Origin of the sequence: Streptomyces sp. NPDC057565 (genome assembly GCF_042801455.1) — a bacterium.
Taxonomy (GTDB): domain Bacteria; phylum Actinomycetota; class Actinomycetes; order Streptomycetales; family Streptomycetaceae; genus Streptomyces; species Streptomyces yanii.
In genome coordinates, this window is sequence record NZ_JBHVFU010000050.1 from 26161 (window position 1) to 42897 (window position 16737).

The window sequence follows — 16737 nt, forward strand, 5'->3', positions numbered from 1 at the left end:
CGCACGACAGCCCTGACCGAACCTCAGACTGCGCGGAGGTACTGATCGGGCCTGTGGACCTCACCCGCCAGCTCGCGCGCCGCATGCTGCGCCCATGACGGGCTCCGCAGCAGCTCCCGCCCGAGGAGCACGGCGTCCGCCTGCCCGTCGGCCACGATCTTCTCCGCCTGCTGCGGCTCGGTGATCAGACCGACGGCGGCGACGGGCAGCGAGGTCTCCTCGCGCACCCGGGCGGCGAAGGGGACCTGGTACCCGGGCCCCGTCGTGATGCGGGCATGCGGAGCGTTGCCGCCGCTGGAGACGTCCAGCAGATCGACGCCGTGCGCCTGCAACTCCTTGGCCAGCCGTACCGTCTCGTCGACGGTCCAGCCCTCACGGTCGTCCTCGTCGTTCTCCGTGAGCCAGTCGGTCGCCGAGATCCGGAAGAAGACGGGCAGGTCCTCGGGCCATACGTCGCGGACGGCGTCGACGACCTGGAGAGCGAACCGTACGCGGTTCTCGAAGCTGCCGCCGTACTCGTCCGAGCGCCTGTTGCTGTACGGGGACAGGAACTGCCCGACGAGATATCCGTGGGCTCCGTGCACCTCGGCGACGTCGAAGCCGGCCTCGCGGGCGCGGCGGGCGGCCTCGCGGAACTGCTCGACGACGCCGTGGATCTCGTCCACGGTCAGCTCGTGCGGTACGGGGTGGCCCTCGTCGAACGGGAGCGGGCTGGGGGCGACGGGCTGCCAGCCGTGCTCGTCCGGACCCACGGGCCCTCCGCCCAGCCAGGGGGCAGCCGTCGATGCCTTGCGGCCGGCGTGGGAGAGCTGAATACCGGCGACGGAACCCTGGCTCTTGATGAAGGCGGTGATCCGCCGGAGGGCGGCCACCTGGGTGTCGTTCCAGATCCCGAGGTCGGCGGGGCTGATCCGCCCTTCGGGGCTGACGGCCGTCGCCTCGGTGAGGATGAGACCGGTGCCGCCGATCGCGCGCGCCGCGAGGTGGGCGAAGTGCCAGTCGGTCGCGACGCCGGTCTCCGGCCCCACGGGCTCCGCGCTGTACTGGCACATGGGCGCCATCCATACCCGGTTGGGTATGACAAGCGATCGCAGGGTGTAGGGCTCGAAAAGGACACTCACGGCAGACTCCGTTTCGCCGGGAACGGCAGGATCGTTAGTACGATACATCTCGTAGTACGAGGTTCGTCAAATTACGAAGGTTCTCGTACAACGAAACACGCATGCATGAGGCCCCTCCCGGTTTCGGGAGGGGCCTCATGCATGCGTGGATCAGTCCTTCAGGATTCAGGCGCGGCGCCGAAGCGTGATCCCCGCATCGGCGTCGTAACCCTGCGTCCAGCTGCGTCCGGCGCCGGACTTCCAGGTGACGTGAGCCGTGGCCCCGTCGACCCTGACCGCCTCCACGGTCATGACCCGGTCGCCGTCCCGCACATCGCCGCGACGCAGTTCCCCCGCCTTGACCGTCACGGGCGCAGCCGACTGCGCGCTCTCCGTCTCGTCCGCCGCACGAGCGAGAGCCGCAGCCAGCTCCCGGGCCCGGGCAGGGGTGCAGACCAGTGAGAACTCCCCCGACGGACCGGCCACCCGGACCTCGACCCCCGCCCCAACGGGGGTCACGCCCAGGATCGCACCCTGTCCGTCGGTGTCCTCGATCTCACTCTTCATCGCTCTGCTCTCCCCTTGCCCGTCCCACGACTCACTTCAGCCGGAGGCTCTCCGGCGGGCCCAGGTAGCTGGGCTTGAGGCCGCCGGTGTCGACCACCAGGTTCTGCAGCACCACCGTCGGGTCGACCATCCAGAATTTCAGCACATGCACACCGGCCCGGCCGATGTGGTGCACCGTACGGGTGCGGTTGACGTTGTCGGAGGTGTTGCGCGCCCACTGGACGTTCATCGTGCCGTCGTCGGATCCCGTCACCGCCGTGACATTCACGCTCTGCGGCACGTCGTCGTCGAAGGAGACGGCATAGGTGAGGCCGTCGGACGCAAGCGTGTTGTTGCGCGGCGACAGGTACGCGTGCACGGTGACCGGCCCGGTGGTGAACAGGCTGACCCGGTACTCCAGCCGCGGGCTGCTGCCGCCCGGGCTCTGGCGGGTGGCGGTGACCGGGAAGGGCTCCATGCCGGCGCCGGTCCGTCCGATGCCGGGAATACGCTGCCAGGTGATCCCGTTGCCGCCGACGGAACGGGAGTAATGGTCCGCCTCGATGGAGACGTACCCGTTGGCCTCGACGAATCCCTCGAGCTGCGAGGGCCGCTCCTTGGGGTGGTCGATCACGGCCTGGACGACGACCTCGCGGCCGTCCGGACCGCTGACCGTGATCGGCACCTCCGTGACGCCCTTGGGCGCCCGTGACCAGTCGACGCTGAAAGTGATCCGGTCCTGCTTGTCGACGCGGCCCCTGACGCGGTCGGCGACGAGCCAGGAGGCCCCTGTCCGGATCCGGTAGTCGAACGGGGCGGCGCCCCGGTTGAACACCTCGATGTACTGCGCGGCCTGGCTCTGGTACGGGCTGAAGGCCGGCAGCACGGCCGGGGAGCTCTCCTCGGGCCACCACGTGTCCGAGCCGTCGACGGCCACGCCCATCTCGGCGCCGGCCGGGAGGTCGATGCGCTTGACCGCCGGGAACAGCACGTCCTTGATGGCGACGTTGTCGAGCTCGGGCTGCTGCCAGGGGGCGTTCGGCCCGTAGCGGGCCACATCGCCGTAGTCGATGTGCGGCTGGCTCTGGAACCCCTGCCACTTCCCGTCGGCGACCTTCGTGTTGAAGCGGTCCGCCAGCGCCAGGTCGTCGGCGAGCCGGGCCTCGGCGGCGGCCGCCAGATCGTTGGTGAGGGCCCGGCCCTGGGCCGCGTAGTGCAGGTTCTTGAACTCGGCCTCACGCAGGGCGTACAGGTTGGCGGTGGCCTGCACCTCGTAGCCGACCAGTTCGTACCAGGCGTCCTGGGTGGAGGCGGGGAGCCTGCGGCCGATTCGCTCGGCCTCGGCCCCGAGGCGCTGCCACTCCTCGGTGACGCGCTCCAGCTCCCGGTAGTCGGTGAGGCTGAACGGGGTGGCCTGGTCGTCGTAGCTGATCGCAGACGGGTCCTTGGCCGGGTCCTTGGCCGGGTCCAGGGTGATCTTCCGGTTGAGCAGCTCCGGCTTGCGGCGGGACTGCAGCCGGGCATAGGTACGGAGCACCTCGGCCACCTCCTCGGCCTGCTGCTCCCCGAAGTTCTGGCGGGCGTACTGCTCCTCCCACTCCTGCAGCCGGTCGAGAGTCCAGCGGTCGGGGTTCCAGGCGTACTCCAGGAAGAACTGCGTGGGCAGTTCGTTGCCCTTGAGGTCGCCGACGTTGGTGACCCAGAGGCCGTGGTTCCCATAGGCGACGGACTGGTGGAGCTGGTCCCACATGTTCGGCAGCGACGTCGTGTCCACCCACTTGTAGTTGCGGCCCACTCCGACGTAGTCGAAGTGGTAGTAGAGGCCGTAACCGCCTTCGCGGGCATCGTTCTTGAGGTCGGGGAGCTTACGGATGTTGGCCCAGTTGTCGTCGGTGAGGACGACGGTGACGTCGTCGGGCACCCGCAGGCCGCGGTCCCAGTACCGCTGGACCTCCTTGTAGAGGGTCCACACCTGCGGAATCGTGGTGACGTCCTTGCCGGAGACCTCGGCCAGGATCTGCCGCTGGGTGGCGATGATCTCGGTCATCAGCTCGATGCCGTCGCCGTCGGGCAGGCTGACGTCGCCGTTGCCGCGCATGCCGAGGGTGACGACGCCCTCGAAGTCCTCGTCCTTCATCCGGCGGATGCCGTCGGCCCAGTACGCCTTGATCGCCTCGGCGTTGCGGCGGAAGGACCACTCGCCGGTGCCGCCGTAGGGGTCGTGACCGGGGGTGGTGATGTTGCCCGCGCTGTCGCGGACGGCGGCGACCGCGTGCCGGTTCCACTCCTCGATACCGCGCATCATCGGTGCCTCGTGAGAGGTGCCCATGACGACGCCGTACGCCTTCGCGGTGGCCTGGTTCCTCGGATCATCCTCGGCGAACGCACGGCCCCACACAGCCGGCCAGAGGTAGTTGGCCTTCAGGCGAAGCATCACTTCGAAGATCTTGGCGTAGAAGTCGGCGTTGAAGCCGCCCTCGAAGCCGGGGGCCTTGCCAGGGCCGAAGAATGCCGGTGCCCACGTGCCGAGCGCCGGGTTCTCGTCGTTGATGAAGAACCCGCGGTACTTCACGGCCGGGGTGCCCTGGGTGTGGCGGCCGGGCAGGACGTACAGCCCGTCCCGTTGCACGGGGACGACATCGTCCCACCAGTACCAGGGCGATACGCCGATCCCCCGGGAGACGTCGTACGCACCGTAGATCGTGCCGCGCTGGTCGCTGCCCGCGATCACGAAGGCCCGGTCCACATCGGGCAACGGCTTCTCGACGACGGTCTGGAGGCTGGTCTCCCACTTGCCCTTGATGCCGGAGACGTCGATCTTGCCCGCGGCGATCAGTCCGTCGATCAGCGGGCTGCGGCCGATGGTTCCGACGATGACGATCTCGCGGCCCTTCGGTGTCGCACCCCGTGAGAGAACGGGGCGGACGCCGGTGACGCGCTCGATGTCGGCCTGGAGGTCTTCGGCCACCCGGACGACCCCCGCGTAGTCTCGGTCGCTGACCAGGATCGGGGCCGCCGCGCCGCCCCTGACCAGCGGAAAGCTGCCGGAGCGGGGGGCGAAGGAAATGTATGCTCCGGGGTCCGTCGGCAGCCCGGCCGCGCCCGGTGCGGTGGCCGAGGCCTCCGACGAGAGACCGAGCAGTGAGCCGAGAGGTGTTGCCGTCAGGGCGGTGAGCCCCAGTCCGAGCCCCAGAATCGCTCTGCGGCTCGTGTGTTGCGGGAAGTGCCTGTCCATACTGCTCTCCCAATTTTGTTCACACCAATGACAAATTGACCGGGTGTGCACCTTGACGAGTTGTCGGGTAGGGGTGGGTCAGTCGGAGGTGCCGGGCACGGCGGCCCGCGGCACCGCGGTAACCGCCGGCTCGGCGTCGCTGTCACCGTCGGGGGCGGGCGACACGGCGGCCACGATCGCGTCGGCCGTCGCGTCGGGCTCCTGGCCGAGCAGGCCGACCACCACGTACACCACCAGCGAGGTCACCAGCGGGGTCACGATGACGACGGTCCGGTCGGAGCATGCTCACGGTGATGAGGACGACCGTGCACACGCGGGCGATGAGCAGCCCCGTCGCCGGCGGCAGTTCCTTGGCGCGGCGCACGACCGCCGGGACGATGTCCCGGGTGACGACCGCGGAGACGGCGATGGATCCGGAGGCCGTCCGTCACTGCGCTGCCTCCTCTGCACTGTTGATCATGTGGGGTTTCAGCCCCTGCCTGCGGCCAGCGCGAGGTCCGCGCTCATCGCGTTGTACGCGGCCTTGGCCTTGAAGTTCTCGTCGAGGATGTTCGCCGCGCCCTCCCCCTTGAAGACGCCGGGAACCCAGGAGTACTTGTCGGTGAAACCCCACACCGTGAAGTCGGTGCAGTGCTCGGTGAGCAGGCAGCCGCGCAGCAGGACGTCGTAGGCCTCCGCCTGCGCCTCCAGCTTTGTGTTGTCGACGGGCATGGGGATGCGGACGTCGGCCTCGGTGATCGCGGTCTCCAGACCGAGGTCGTCGAAGCGCTTCATGTTGGTGGCAATGTCGTGCGGGGCGCTGTACTGGACGTCCAGGTGCCCCTGGATGCCGACACCGTGAACCGGCACGTGCTCCTTGCGGAGCTGCGCAACGAGGTTGTAGAGGGCGGTGCTTTTCGCGTTGACGCCCTCGATGTTGTAGTCGTTGATGAAGAGCTTGGCCTTGGGGTCGGCCTGGTGGGCCCAGCGGAAGGCGTCGGCGATGTAGCCGGGGCCGAGCTTCTGCAGCCAGATGCTGTTCCGCATGGTGCCGTCGTCGTTGAACGCCTCGTTGACGACGTCCCACTGCCAGATCTTGCCCTTGAAGTGGGTCACCTGGTCGGTGATGTGCCGGTGCAGGATGTCCCGCAGCTCATCGGCCGTGAAGTCGCCGTTGTTCAGCCAGGCGGGCAGCTGGCTGTGCCAGACCAGGGTGTGCCCCCGGACCAGCTGACCGTTCTCCTCGGCGAAGTCGACCAGCTTGTCGGCGGCGGCCCAGTCGTACGTGCCGCGCCGGGGCTCGACGGCCTCCCACTTCATGACGTTCTCCGGGGTGACGGAGGAGAACCCCCCTGCGGCCTTGGCCCGGTAGGGCGCGTCGGATGCGAGCGCCGACATGTCGACCGCCGTTCCGATCCGCAGGTCGGCACGCTTGCCCAGAGCGCCAAGGGTCTTGGCCGCGACGTCGCTCTTCGGCTTGGCGTGCTGGGCGGCGTTCTCGGGGGTGGCGCTGGCGGCGACGGTGAACGTGGAAACCAGCAGGGCTGCGGCGGCGGTGCCGACGACGGCAGCCCGATTTGCCTTGTGCATGACATTTCCCTTCGATGGAAGTACCGCGTCGAAAGTTTCGGGATCCTCCCCGCAGATGGAGCAGGGAGGCCCGAGCCCTCAAGCAAAAGCAGATTCAGGTCAGTTCGATCGACGTGTCGCAGACGAGCCGGCGCCGGTGATCGACCGTGCGCTCGGGACCGGTGAGTCGCAGCCGTACGGTCTGCTTGACGTCGTCGGCCGCGCTGGATGTCGCGAGCCGCAGTTCGAGATCGCCGGGTTCGACGATCCGTCGGCCGCCGATACCGGTGAAGGCCACCAGATCGGCATGGAAGTGGAACCGCACGCGGCGGGCCTGCCCGGCGGCGAGCTGCACTCGGGCGTACCCGATCAGCCGCGATTCCGGGCGGGTGGTCTGGGCGACCGGGTCGTGCACGTAGAGCTGCACCACTTCGGCGCCTTCGCGGTCCCCGCTGTTGCGGACGGTGAGTTCGATGTCGGCGGAGCCGTCGGTGGGGATCTCGGCCGGGGCCGCGGCACCGGCCTCCCACTCGAACGACGTGTACGACAGACCGTGTCCGAAGGGGTGGAGCGGAGTCGGGTCCAGGTTGCTGACCCCGCTCGCCAGCCCCAGCGGCGGTTGCAGATAGGTCCACGGCTGACCGCCGGGACCCTGCGGCACACTGACCGGCAGCCGGCCGGAGGGGTTCACCCGGCCGGAGAGCACACCGGCCAGCGCCGGACCGCCCTCCTCGCCGGGGAAGAACGCCTGCACGGTGGCAGCCGTCCGGTCGGCCCAGCGGCCCAGCGCGTACGGTCGGCCGGTCAACAGCACCAGGATCACGGGGGTTCCGGTGGCCAGCAGCGCGTCGAGCAACTCGCCCTGCACACCGGGCAGGGCGAGGTCGGCGGCGTCGCAGCCCTCGCCGGTGGTCCCGCGGCCGAACAGCCCGGCCCGGTCGCCCAGCACGGCGACGCACACATCGGCGTGGCGGGCGAGCTCGGCCGCCGCCTCGATGCCGGAGGTGTCCGTGCCGTCCACGTCGCAGCCGGCCGCCGAACCGATGTCCGCACCGGGGAACTCCGCGCGCAGGGCTTCCAGGACGGTCGGAATGTCGATGCCCATCGGCACCTCGGGGTGCGAGACACCGACATGGCTGGGGAAGGAGTAGCAGCCGAGCATGGCAAGGGCGTCGTCGGCGCGCGGCCCGACAACCGCGATCCGGCCGTCGCCGCGCAGGGGCAGCGCATCGTCGGGGTTGGCGAGCAGCACGATGGCCTGCTCGGCCAGTTGCCGGGCGAGTGCCCGGTTCTCCGGCGGGTCGAGGTCCACGGTCTCACGCGCCTGCTCGGGGTCCGCCCCGGCCAGCACGGCCGGCAGCGGCGACCATTCCGGGTCGAGCAGACCGAGTTCGCACTTCTGCAGCAGCACACGATGCAGTGCCCGGTCGACCAGTTCCTCGGCCACGGTGCCCTCCTGCACGGCCGCGACGAGCGCATCGCCATAGCTGCGGACGGTGGGCAGCTCGACGTCGACCCCGGCGGTGAGCGCGAGGCGGGCGGCGTCGGAGCGGTCCGCGGCGACCTTGTGCAGGGTTTCCAGGAAGCCGATGCCGAAGTAGTCGGCGACAACGGTTCCGTTGAACCCCCAGGTGTCCCTGAGCAGTTCGGTGAGCAGCACCGGATCGGCCGCCGTGGGGACGCCGTCGATCTCGGTGTACGAGGACATCACCGAACGGGCGCCTCCCTCGCGCAGCGCCATCTCGAAGGGCGGAAGGGTGACGTCGGTCATCTCCCGCGCACCGGCCCGGACCGGCGAAAGGTTGCGGGCGCCGGCCGACGCGGCGTATCCGGCGAAGTGCTTGAGCGTGGCGACGATGCCGGCGGACTCCAGGCCGCGAACGTACGCGGTGCCGATGGTGCCGACCAGGTACGGGTCCTCGCCGATGGTCTCCTCCACCCGGCCCCAGCGCAGGTCGCGCACCACGTCGAGGACGGGTGCCAGTCCCTGGTGGACGCCCACCGACCGCATGTCACGGCCGATGCGGTGGGCCATCTCGGTGACCAGATCCGGGTTCCAGGCAGCTCCCCAGGACAGCGGGACAGGGTAGGCGGTGGCGCCCCAGGCGGTGAAGCCGGCGAGGCACTCCTCGTGGGCGAGCGCCGGGATGCCGAACCGTCCGGCCTCCACGATCCGCTTCTGGGCACGGGCCAGTGAGACGGCGCCGACGCCGGGGTCCACCGGGGCGGTGCCGAACGGTCTGGTCAGTTGGCCGAGCCCGCGGGTGGTGAGCTCGTCCCAGTCGACCGGGTCGACCATGTCGTTCTGGTGCGGTGCGACCCCGTCGCCATCGGCGTCGGCGCCCACCCAGACTCCGTACAGCTGTGCGGCCTTCTCCTCCAGGGTCATCCGGGCGACGAGGTCGGCCACCCGCTCCTCCGGGGTGAGGGAAGGGTCGCGCCAGGGGCCGTCGACGGCGGTGGCCGGATCGGCTCGGAGTGCGTGCGGGACAGGGTGGATTGCCATGGGGGCAGGGGTTCCTCTCATGAGTGCGGTGGTGCGGGGCGGCGTCGGTGTGCTACTTGCCGCCCACCCCCATCAGTCCGTTGATCAGCGCCTTCCGTGCCACGAGGTACACGGCGAAGATCGGCACGACGGAGAGGACGATCGCGGCCAGCACGGCCGGGATGTTGACTCCGAACTGGGTCTGGAAGTTGAAGAGACCGAGGGTCAGTACGCGGTTCTCCTCCGACTGCGTCAGGATCAGCGGGAACAGGAAGCCGTTCCATGCCTGGAGCGCCGTGTAGATCGCCACCGTGCTGATGCCGCCCTTCGACATCGGTACCGCCAGCTGCCAGAGCATCCGCAGGGGCGTGGCGCCGTCGAGCGCCATCGCCTCGTACATCTCCTCGGAGACATCGCGCATGGTGCCGCTGAGAATCAGTACCGCCACCGGCATCGCGAAGGCTGCCGTCGGCAGGATGATCGCGGGCAGGCTGTCGTAGAGCCCCATCTTGCCGATGAGCAGGTACAGCGGCACGATCACCGCCTGCGCCGGGATCGCGACGCCGAGCAGGAAGGTCCGGAAGGCGAGCGACGAGAGCCGGCTGCGGGTGCGCACAGCCACATAGGCGACGGGCACCGCGAGCACCAGCACGATGGCCACGGTGGAGGCGGCGACGATCACCGTGTTGCCGAGCATCGTGGAGAAGCCGCTGTCCAGCACGGTCTTGTAGTTGTCGAGCGTCGGGTTGGTCGGGAAGGCCAGCGGGTCGCCGTTGAGCGCCTCGTCCTGGTGCATCAGGGACGAGGAGATCAGCGTGTAGAGCGGTACGACCACGAGGACGAGCCAGACCAGCGAGCCCAGACCGGCCAGCGGGTTGCCCCACCGCTTCCGGCGGCGGGCTGTGGCCAGGCGGGTTCGGAACGCGGGCGACACGGTCGGCGCCGCGTGGCGGGTGTCGACTGACATCTCGTCACATACCTTCCCGGGTGGACCGCATGTTCCCGAATCCGCTGAAGCGGACCAGGACCAGCGACAGGGCGGTGGCCACCACGACCAGGGCCGTGGCGATCGCCGCGGCGTAGCCGAGGTCGTAGGTCTGGAAGCCGGTCCGGTACATCAGATACGGCAGGACCGTGGTGTCCGTGCCGGGACCGCCCTTGGTCATGATCAGCACGGTGTCGAAGTACGTCAGCGAGCCGACGATCATCAGGACCGACGAGGTCGTGATGGTGTTGCGCAGCTGCGGCAGCGTGATGTGGAAGAACTGCCGGAACATGCCGGCGCCGTCCATCTCGGCCGCCTGATAGAGCACCTGGGGGATCTGCCGGGTACCGCCCTGATAGATCAGGGTGTGGAACGGCATGAACTGCCAGCCGCCGACGAACGCCACGGTGAGCAGGGCGCCGGTGGACGATCCCATGACGTTCGGATCGATCCCGAACCACGGCCCGATCTCCTTGATCACGCCGAAGTTGGGGTCCAGCAGGGCGTGGAAGAGCATGGCGATGGCGGTGGTGGAGAGCAGCAGCGGGACGAAGAAGACCGCGGAGAGCACGGCCCGGCTGCGCTGGCGACCTGCCGCCCAGACCCCGAGCAGCAGTGCCACGGGGGTCTGGAAGACCCAGCTGATGGTGGTCAGCAGGAGGCTCAGCCAGGCGGCCTGCCGGAACTCCGGGTCCTTGAACAGCCGGGTCCAGTTGTCCAGGCCGGCCGAGGTCGGGGAGTTCAGCCCGTCCCAGTTGCAGAAGGAGAGATACACGGCGATCGCCAGCGGGACGATCGCGAAGACGGCGAAGAAGAGGATGCCGGGCAGGGCCCAGCTGACGGGTGGACGGCCGACGTTGCCGACGGCCGTCTTCCTGCCTCCGCGCATCTTCGGGTGCGGAGTGTGAGCGGACATTCTTACTTGACGGCCTTCATCGCTGCGACGAACTGCTCATGGCTGGACTTGCCGGCGAACAGCTTGCTGAGCTCCGTGAGCAGCGGGGTGGCGTACTGGGACTCCAGTGCCTGGTCCCACGAGAGCGTGAAGCTGGGCGCCTTCTGGACCAGGCTGTACTGGTCGTTGGCGAACTGCGGGTTGGGCGACGTGCTCAGCATCGAGGCCGCGTTGGAGGTGGTGGGGATGTCTCCGTTGTCGACCAGCGCCTTGGCGTACTTCTGCGAGGCCATCGTCTTGAGGAAGGCGATCGCGGCGTCCTTGTGCTTGGTGCGCGCGTTGATCGACCAGTAGTTGGTGGGGTTGCCCACCACGTCCGCCGCGTCGCCGACCCCGCCGGCCACGGTCGGGAAGGCGGTCCAGCCGAGGTCCTTCTTGGCGAACTCGGGCGCCTTGCCCAGCTGGGTCGAGTACTCCCACGAACCCATGAGGTGCATGGCGGCCTTGCCCTTGTTGAGAAGCGTGGGCGCGCCACCGTTGCCGTAGTCGACGGAGTTGAAGTTCTTGCCGAAGGCACCCTGGTCGACGAGGTCCTTGACGGTCTGGGCCGCCTTCAGCACCGCCGGGTCGCCCCAGCCGGAGCTGTCGCCGTTCTGGATCTTCTTGAAGACCTCGGGTCCGCCGATCCGGTCGAGCAGGTACTCCATCCACATCAGCTCGGGCCACTTGTCGGAGCCGCCGAGGGCGAAGGGCGTGATGCCCTTGGCCTTGAAGGTGGTGATGGCCTTCTGCAGGTCCTCCCAGGTCTTGGGGGCCTCGAGCTTGTTCTCGGCGAAGAGCGTCTTGTTGTAGAAGAGCATCACGGGCTGCATGCCGCGCATCGGCACCCCGTAGATCTTCCCGTCGAGGCCGCCCGCCGTCATGATCGACGGAAGGAATCCGTCCTTGAGCTCGGCGTCGCCGTTGACGGTCGACGTGAGGTCGACCAGCTGCTTGGCATCGACGTAGGGCTTGATCGAACCGCCGCCCCAGTTGAAGAAGATGTCCGGGGCGCTCGGCGAGCCCATCGAGCTGCGGAGCTTGTTCACGTAGTCGGTGCCGGGGACCGAGACAAGCTTGACCTTGACCTCGGAGGTCTTGTTGAACTCCGTTACCGCAGCTTGCTGGACCTTGACCGCGTCGTCACCGTAGACATAGGCGGTGATGGTTCCCCCGTCGCTGCCGCTGCCGCTGCCGGATCCGCAACCTGCCAGCAGCCCGGCCATGACCATGGCGGCGCCTGCTGCGGTCCATCTCGCCGCACATGTGCCCTGAGTGAAAATTCCCGACCGCATGACCGCACCTCTGTCGAATGTTTCGGGCTTGCTTTCGAATGTTGCCGGAACGGTACGGTCGCGTTTCGGGCACGTCAAGAGGTTGCCGGAAGGATTTTCCGAGCCCTGGCCCCTTCCCCGATCGGAGCCACGGGAAGCTACGATTCCCGCATGAGCCCTGCGAAGGTCCAGTCCCCACAGGAGAAGGCGTCTGCCGACGAGCAGTCGGAGAGCACTGCCACGCTGGCGGAAATCGCCCGCGCGGCCGGAGTGTCGGCTCCGACAGTTTCGAAAGTGCTGAACGGCCGCGCCGACGTTGCACCCGGTACGCGCACCAGGGTGGAGGAGTTGCTGCTGCTCCACGGCTACCGCCGCAGGCGGGGTTCCACGGCACAGTCCCAGCTGATCGATCTGGTCTTCCACGAGCTCGACAGCAGCTGGGCCATGGAGGTCGTCCGGGGCGTCGAGAACGTGGCCCGGGAGGAGGGACTGAGCCTGGTTCTCTCCGAGAGCGCGGGACGGCTGACCCCGGGCCAGACCTGGGTGGACGGCGTGCTGGCGCGCCGTCCGGTCGGTGTGATCCTGGTGCTCTCTGATCTGACCGCAGCCCAGCGCGCCCAGCTGACCAGCCGAAACATTCCGTTCGCAGTGGTCGACCCCGCGGGCGACCCGGGTGACGACGTGCCGTCGGTCGGAACGACGAACTGGCAGGGCGGACTGGCCGCCACCCGCCACCTGACCGGTCTCGGACACCGTCGGATCGGCGTCATCAGCGGCCCGTCCCGCATGATGTGCAGCCGCGCCCGCGTCGACGGCTACCGGGCCGCGATGGAGACAGCAGGTCTGCCCGTCGATCCCGACCTGGTCCGGGAGGGCGAGTTCTCGCACGAGGACGGCTACACCGCGGCGCTGGAACTCCTGCGGCTGCCGGAGCCGCCCACCGCGGTGTTCGCCGGCAACGATCTGCAGGCACTCGGCGTCTACGAAGCCGCCCGCGAGCTGGGCCTGCGCATACCGGAGGACCTCAGCGTCGTCGGCTTCGACGATCTGCCGCTCACCCGGTGGATCGGGCCACCGCTCACCACGGTGCGGCAGCCGCTCATCGAGATGGCCGAGACGGCGGCCCGGCTGGTTCTCGATCTCGGCCGGGGCCGGCAGCCCGCGACCACCCGGGTCGACCTCGCCACCAACCTGGTGGTGCGCAGCAGCACGGCGGAACCGGGCCACTGACACCCGTCTCGACCCGCGGTTGTCACCAGTGCGCGTGACTGAGGTCGAGATGCCGCCCGGTCTTGATCCCGTTGGGGACGATCGGCTCGGCAACGTGGGCATCACCGTGGGCCGACCGCAGCCCACGGCCTCGCCGAGGGTCGTCCGGGTCCGGGCGACGCGATTCGCGGACAGCGAGCGAGATCACCCGGGTCCGACAGCCGACCCTCCGCGGCGGGACGCGGCATGGAGGACCTGGCGCACGTCTGCGCAGCGCCTGAGATCTCCATGTCCTGCCCTGCGACGTGGCGTGCCTGGGCGCAGGCGCTTTCGAGCCTTGTCGGTGACGAAGGCGAAGGTGGAGCCGCCCTGTCCGATCCAGGGGTATCGGGGGGGTGGGTCAGCATGCGGACGGCGGAACTGACGGGCGGCGGGTCGGGTCGGCCGAGTTCCCCTTCGTCGGACATGCGCCGCCCCATGATGAGGGCCGCAGCCTGACCGCGTACCGGCACTCCACACGCGAGATTTTGTATGGACATAGCGGGTAAACAGGAGCTATGGGTGGCTTTGGGCGATATATTTCAAGGCTTCGGCAATCGAAACCTGGGCACCCCCGCACCCTGCTCGGCGTGCGCAGCGTCGCCGCGGAAGTGCTGCTGCTGGAGCTGGCCCTCGTGGTGCTGCTCGTCGCCGCGGCGGCGCTCTCGCTCGTGGTGCAGGGTCGGCGGGCCGCCGTTCACGAAGCCCAGAGAGGTTCGTACGCCGTGGCCGAGGCGTTCGCCCACTCCCCCGGCATCGTGACGGCGCTGGACGGCCCGAATCCCACCGCAGTGCTGCAGCCACTCACCGAGAAAATCCGGAAAACCACCCACGTCGATACCGTCGTCGTGGCCGACATACACGGTATCCGCATCACCCACCCCGATCCCGCGCTGATCGGCAAGCACATCATCGGCCCGTACAAGGAGGCGGTCCTCGGGCATGGCTTCACCCGTACCTTCACGGGAAGCCGGGGGCCGGCCGTGAACTCGGTGGTGCCCATACCGAGGGCCGACGGCTCGACCGCCGGCCTGGTGTCCGTGGGCATCAGGGTCAGCAACGTGAACAAACTGGCCGACCGCGAACTGCCGGTGCTGGTCGGCGCCGCGGTGTCCGTATTTGCCCTCACGTCCGGCGGTGCGGCACTGATCAGCCGACGTCTGCGGCGGCAGACGCACGGCCTCGGCCCCGCCGAGATGACGCGGCTGTACGAGCATCACGACGCGGTGCTGCACTCCGTACGCGAAGGCGTCCTCATCATCGACGGCGACGGGCGACTGCTGCTGGCCAACGACGAGGCCCGGCGACTGCTCCGCCTGCCCGCGGAGGCCGAAGGACTTCCGGTGACGGGCATCGGCCTGCCTCCTCCCCTCGCGGAACTGCTCGCCTCGGGGCGCTCCGCCTCCGACGAGGTGCGCATGGCCGGCGACCGGCTGCTGGCCGTGAACCTGCGGCCCACCGACGAACACGGCGGACCTGCCGGGACGGTCGCGACCCTGCGGGACACGACAGAACTGGCCGCACTGGCCGACCGGGCCGCCGAGGTAAGGGAGCGGCTGCTCCTGCTGCACACGGCCGGTGTGCGCATCGGTACAACACTGGATGTGACCCGGACCGCGGAGGAACTGGCCGAAGTGGTGGTTCCCCGTTTCGCCGACTTCGCCTCGGTCGACCTCGCCGAGCCCGTCCTGCGCGGTGAGGAACCATCGGTGCCGAGCGGCACCGTGCTGAACATGCGGCGTACAGCCGCGGCGGGCGTGCGCGCAGACCACCTCCCCTTCTACCCGATCGGGCGGGTCGTCGGGTTCGTTCCCACCAGCCCGGCAACCCTGGGACTGATCCATGGACACACCATGCTGGTGCCGGACCTGTCCTCCGAACCTGGCTGGCAGGGGACCGACCCCGAACGGTCGGCGAGGATCCTCGAGTACGGTGTCCACTCCCTGCTCTCCGTTCCGCTGCACGCACGCGGTGCGGTCCTGGGCATGGCGAATTTCTGGCGCTCGGAGAATCCGGATCCCTTCGACGAGGACGATCTGACATTCGCCGAAGAACTGGTCGCCCGGGCGGCCGTCTGCGTCGACAACGCCCGCCGCTACACCCGCGAGCACGAGATGGCGGTGACGCTTCAGCGCAGCCTGTTGCCCCGCGACCTGCCCGAGCAGAACGCGCTCGACATCGCCTACCGCTATCTGCCGGCTCAGGCGGGGGTGGGCGGCGACTGGTTCGACGTCATTCCGCTGCCCGGTGCCCGCGTCGCGCTGGTCGTCGGTGACGTCGTCGGGCACGGTCTGCACGCCGCCGCGACGATGGGCCGCCTGCGCACCGCGGTCCACAACTTCTCCGCACTGGACCTTCCGGCCGACGAGCTCCTCGCGCGCATCGACGAACTGGTCGCGCGGACCGACCGGACGGAGAACGCCGACGGCGGGCGCGCGGAGATCACGGGGGCCACCTGCCTGTACGCCGTCTACGACCCGGTGGCCGGCACCTGCTCCGCTGCCCGGGCGGGCCATCCCGGTCCCGTCCTGGTGCTGTCCGACGGCACGGTGCAGTCCCCCGATGTCCCCGCCGGCCTGCCCCTGGGCACCGGCTGGCTGCCCTTCGAGTCGGTGGAGTTGCCCCTGCCGGAAGGGAGCCGTCTGGTGCTCTACACCGACGGCCTCGTCCAGTCGCGCGAGCGGGACTTCGACACCGGACTCGCCACGATGCGCGGAGCGCTGGCCGGACAGCACCGGACCCCGGAAGAGACCTGCGACGACCTGGTCTCCGCGCTCCTGCCCACCCCTCCGGGTGACGACGCCGTCCTCCTGGTGGCCGCTACGCACACCCTCGACCCCTCCCGTGTCGGCGAATGGGACGTCGAGTCCGACCCGTCGGCCGTCGCCGGGGTCCGCAAGGACGTGTCCCAGTGGCTCATCGACCAGGGCCTGGAGGAAGAGACCTTCACGACCGAGCTGATCCTCAGCGAGCTGGTCACCAACGCCATCCGCTACGGCGACCCTCCCATCCGGGTCCGGATGCTGCACGACCGGGCCCTGATCTGCGAGGTGTCCGACTCCAGCAGCACCGCACCGCATCTGCGCTATGCGTCGACGACGGACGAGGGTGGCCGCGGCCTGTATCTCGTCGCCCAGTTCGCCGATCGCTGGGGCACCCGCTATACAGCCGAGGGCAAGATCATCTGGTCCGAACAGACACCGGGCGCAACTGGAGCGCCGACGTTCGAGTGGACCGACGAGGCCCTGGACATCTGAACGCGCCACCAGGACCGCCGTCGCCACACCCTGGGGCACGACCCCGGCCGGGGCGTGTGCCGGAAGTCCCGCCGTCCGCCCGCAGCGCGGGCCCGGTGGCGTCCGGTGCGTGCGATCGCAAGGCG

The 16737-nt window shown here is 69.2% G+C and carries 11 protein-coding genes; 2 read left to right on the forward strand and 9 right to left on the reverse strand.

Features of this window, described 5'->3' with window-relative positions:
- Positions 1 to 23: 23 nt before the first annotated feature.
- The 9 genes from ACFU8W_RS41090 to ACFU8W_RS41130 all read right to left on the reverse strand — a co-directional run bounded on the left by ACFU8W_RS41090 (position 24) and on the right by ACFU8W_RS41130 (position 12065).
- Positions 24 to 1121, reverse strand: a complete 1098-nt coding sequence (locus tag ACFU8W_RS41090; RefSeq protein WP_384049112.1) for an NADH:flavin oxidoreductase/NADH oxidase — start codon at positions 1119 to 1121, stop codon at positions 24 to 26.
- A gap of 165 nt (positions 1122 to 1286) precedes the next feature.
- A complete protein-coding gene (locus ACFU8W_RS41095) occupies positions 1287 to 1667 on the reverse strand; it encodes a hypothetical protein (protein WP_384049114.1) in 381 nt (126 codons plus the stop codon).
- A gap of 31 nt (positions 1668 to 1698) precedes the next feature.
- Positions 1699 to 4881, reverse strand: a complete 3183-nt coding sequence (locus ACFU8W_RS41100; RefSeq protein WP_384049117.1) for a glycosyl hydrolase 115 family protein — start codon at positions 4879 to 4881, stop codon at positions 1699 to 1701.
- 78 nt (positions 4882 to 4959) lie between these two features.
- The gene (locus ACFU8W_RS41105) at positions 4960 to 5139 is read right to left on the reverse strand and encodes a hypothetical protein (RefSeq protein WP_384049120.1); all 180 of its coding nucleotides are present in this window, start codon (positions 5137 to 5139) and stop codon (positions 4960 to 4962) included.
- A 210-nt stretch (positions 5140 to 5349) separates the two neighbouring features.
- A complete protein-coding gene (locus tag ACFU8W_RS41110; RefSeq protein WP_384049123.1) occupies positions 5350 to 6450 on the reverse strand; it encodes an endo-1,4-beta-xylanase in 1101 nt (366 codons plus the stop codon).
- A gap of 94 nt (positions 6451 to 6544) precedes the next feature.
- Positions 6545 to 8935, reverse strand: a complete 2391-nt coding sequence (locus tag ACFU8W_RS41115; protein WP_384049125.1) for a glycoside hydrolase family 3 N-terminal domain-containing protein — start codon at positions 8933 to 8935, stop codon at positions 6545 to 6547.
- 52 nt (positions 8936 to 8987) lie between these two features.
- Positions 8988 to 9881: a carbohydrate ABC transporter permease gene (locus tag ACFU8W_RS41120; RefSeq protein WP_327247824.1), complete on the reverse strand. Its 894-nt coding sequence runs from the start codon at positions 9879 to 9881 to the stop codon at positions 8988 to 8990.
- 4 nt (positions 9882 to 9885) lie between these two features.
- Complete coding sequence (locus tag ACFU8W_RS41125; RefSeq protein WP_384049128.1) at positions 9886 to 10815, reverse strand: carbohydrate ABC transporter permease; 930 nt, start codon at positions 10813 to 10815, stop codon at positions 9886 to 9888.
- Positions 10816 to 10817: 2 nt separating this feature from the next.
- On the reverse strand, positions 10818 to 12065 hold the full coding sequence (locus ACFU8W_RS41130; protein WP_384049169.1) for an extracellular solute-binding protein: 1248 nt from the start codon (positions 12063 to 12065) through the stop codon (positions 10818 to 10820).
- A gap of 213 nt (positions 12066 to 12278) precedes the next feature.
- Between ACFU8W_RS41130 and ACFU8W_RS41135 the strand changes: the two genes are divergently transcribed.
- Both ACFU8W_RS41135 and ACFU8W_RS41140 read left to right on the forward strand, forming a co-directional pair.
- A complete protein-coding gene (locus ACFU8W_RS41135) occupies positions 12279 to 13337 on the forward strand; it encodes a LacI family DNA-binding transcriptional regulator (protein ID WP_345511555.1) in 1059 nt (352 codons plus the stop codon).
- Between the two features lie 599 nt (positions 13338 to 13936).
- Positions 13937 to 16612 (forward strand): SpoIIE family protein phosphatase, encoded by a 2676-nt coding sequence (locus ACFU8W_RS41140; protein ID WP_384049173.1) that lies wholly within the window; start codon positions 13937 to 13939, stop codon positions 16610 to 16612.
- Positions 16613 to 16737: the final 125 nt, after the last annotated feature.

Bases quoted from the DNA above. Each gene is read 5' to 3' on its own strand.
- ACFU8W_RS41095 (WP_384049114.1), bottom strand. From the start codon at position 1,667: ATGAAGAGTGAGATCGAGGACACCGACGGACAGGGTGCGATCCTGGGC.
- ACFU8W_RS41100 (WP_384049117.1), bottom strand. From the start codon at position 4,881: ATGGACAGGCACTTCCCGCAACACACGAGCCGCAGAGCGATTCTGGGG.
- ACFU8W_RS41110 (WP_384049123.1), bottom strand. From the start codon at position 6,450: ATGCACAAGGCAAATCGGGCTGCCGTCGTCGGCACCGCCGCCGCAGCC.
- ACFU8W_RS41115 (WP_384049125.1), bottom strand. From the start codon at position 8,935: ATGGCAATCCACCCTGTCCCGCACGCACTCCGAGCCGATCCGGCCACC.
- ACFU8W_RS41120 (WP_327247824.1), bottom strand. From the start codon at position 9,881: ATGTCAGTCGACACCCGCCACGCGGCGCCGACCGTGTCGCCCGCGTTC.
- ACFU8W_RS41125 (WP_384049128.1), bottom strand. From the start codon at position 10,815: ATGTCCGCTCACACTCCGCACCCGAAGATGCGCGGAGGCAGGAAGACG.
- ACFU8W_RS41130 (WP_384049169.1), bottom strand. From the start codon at position 12,065: ATGGTCATGGCCGGGCTGCTGGCAGGTTGCGGATCCGGCAGCGGCAGC.
- ACFU8W_RS41135 (WP_345511555.1), top strand. From the start codon at position 12,279: ATGAGCCCTGCGAAGGTCCAGTCCCCACAGGAGAAGGCGTCTGCCGAC.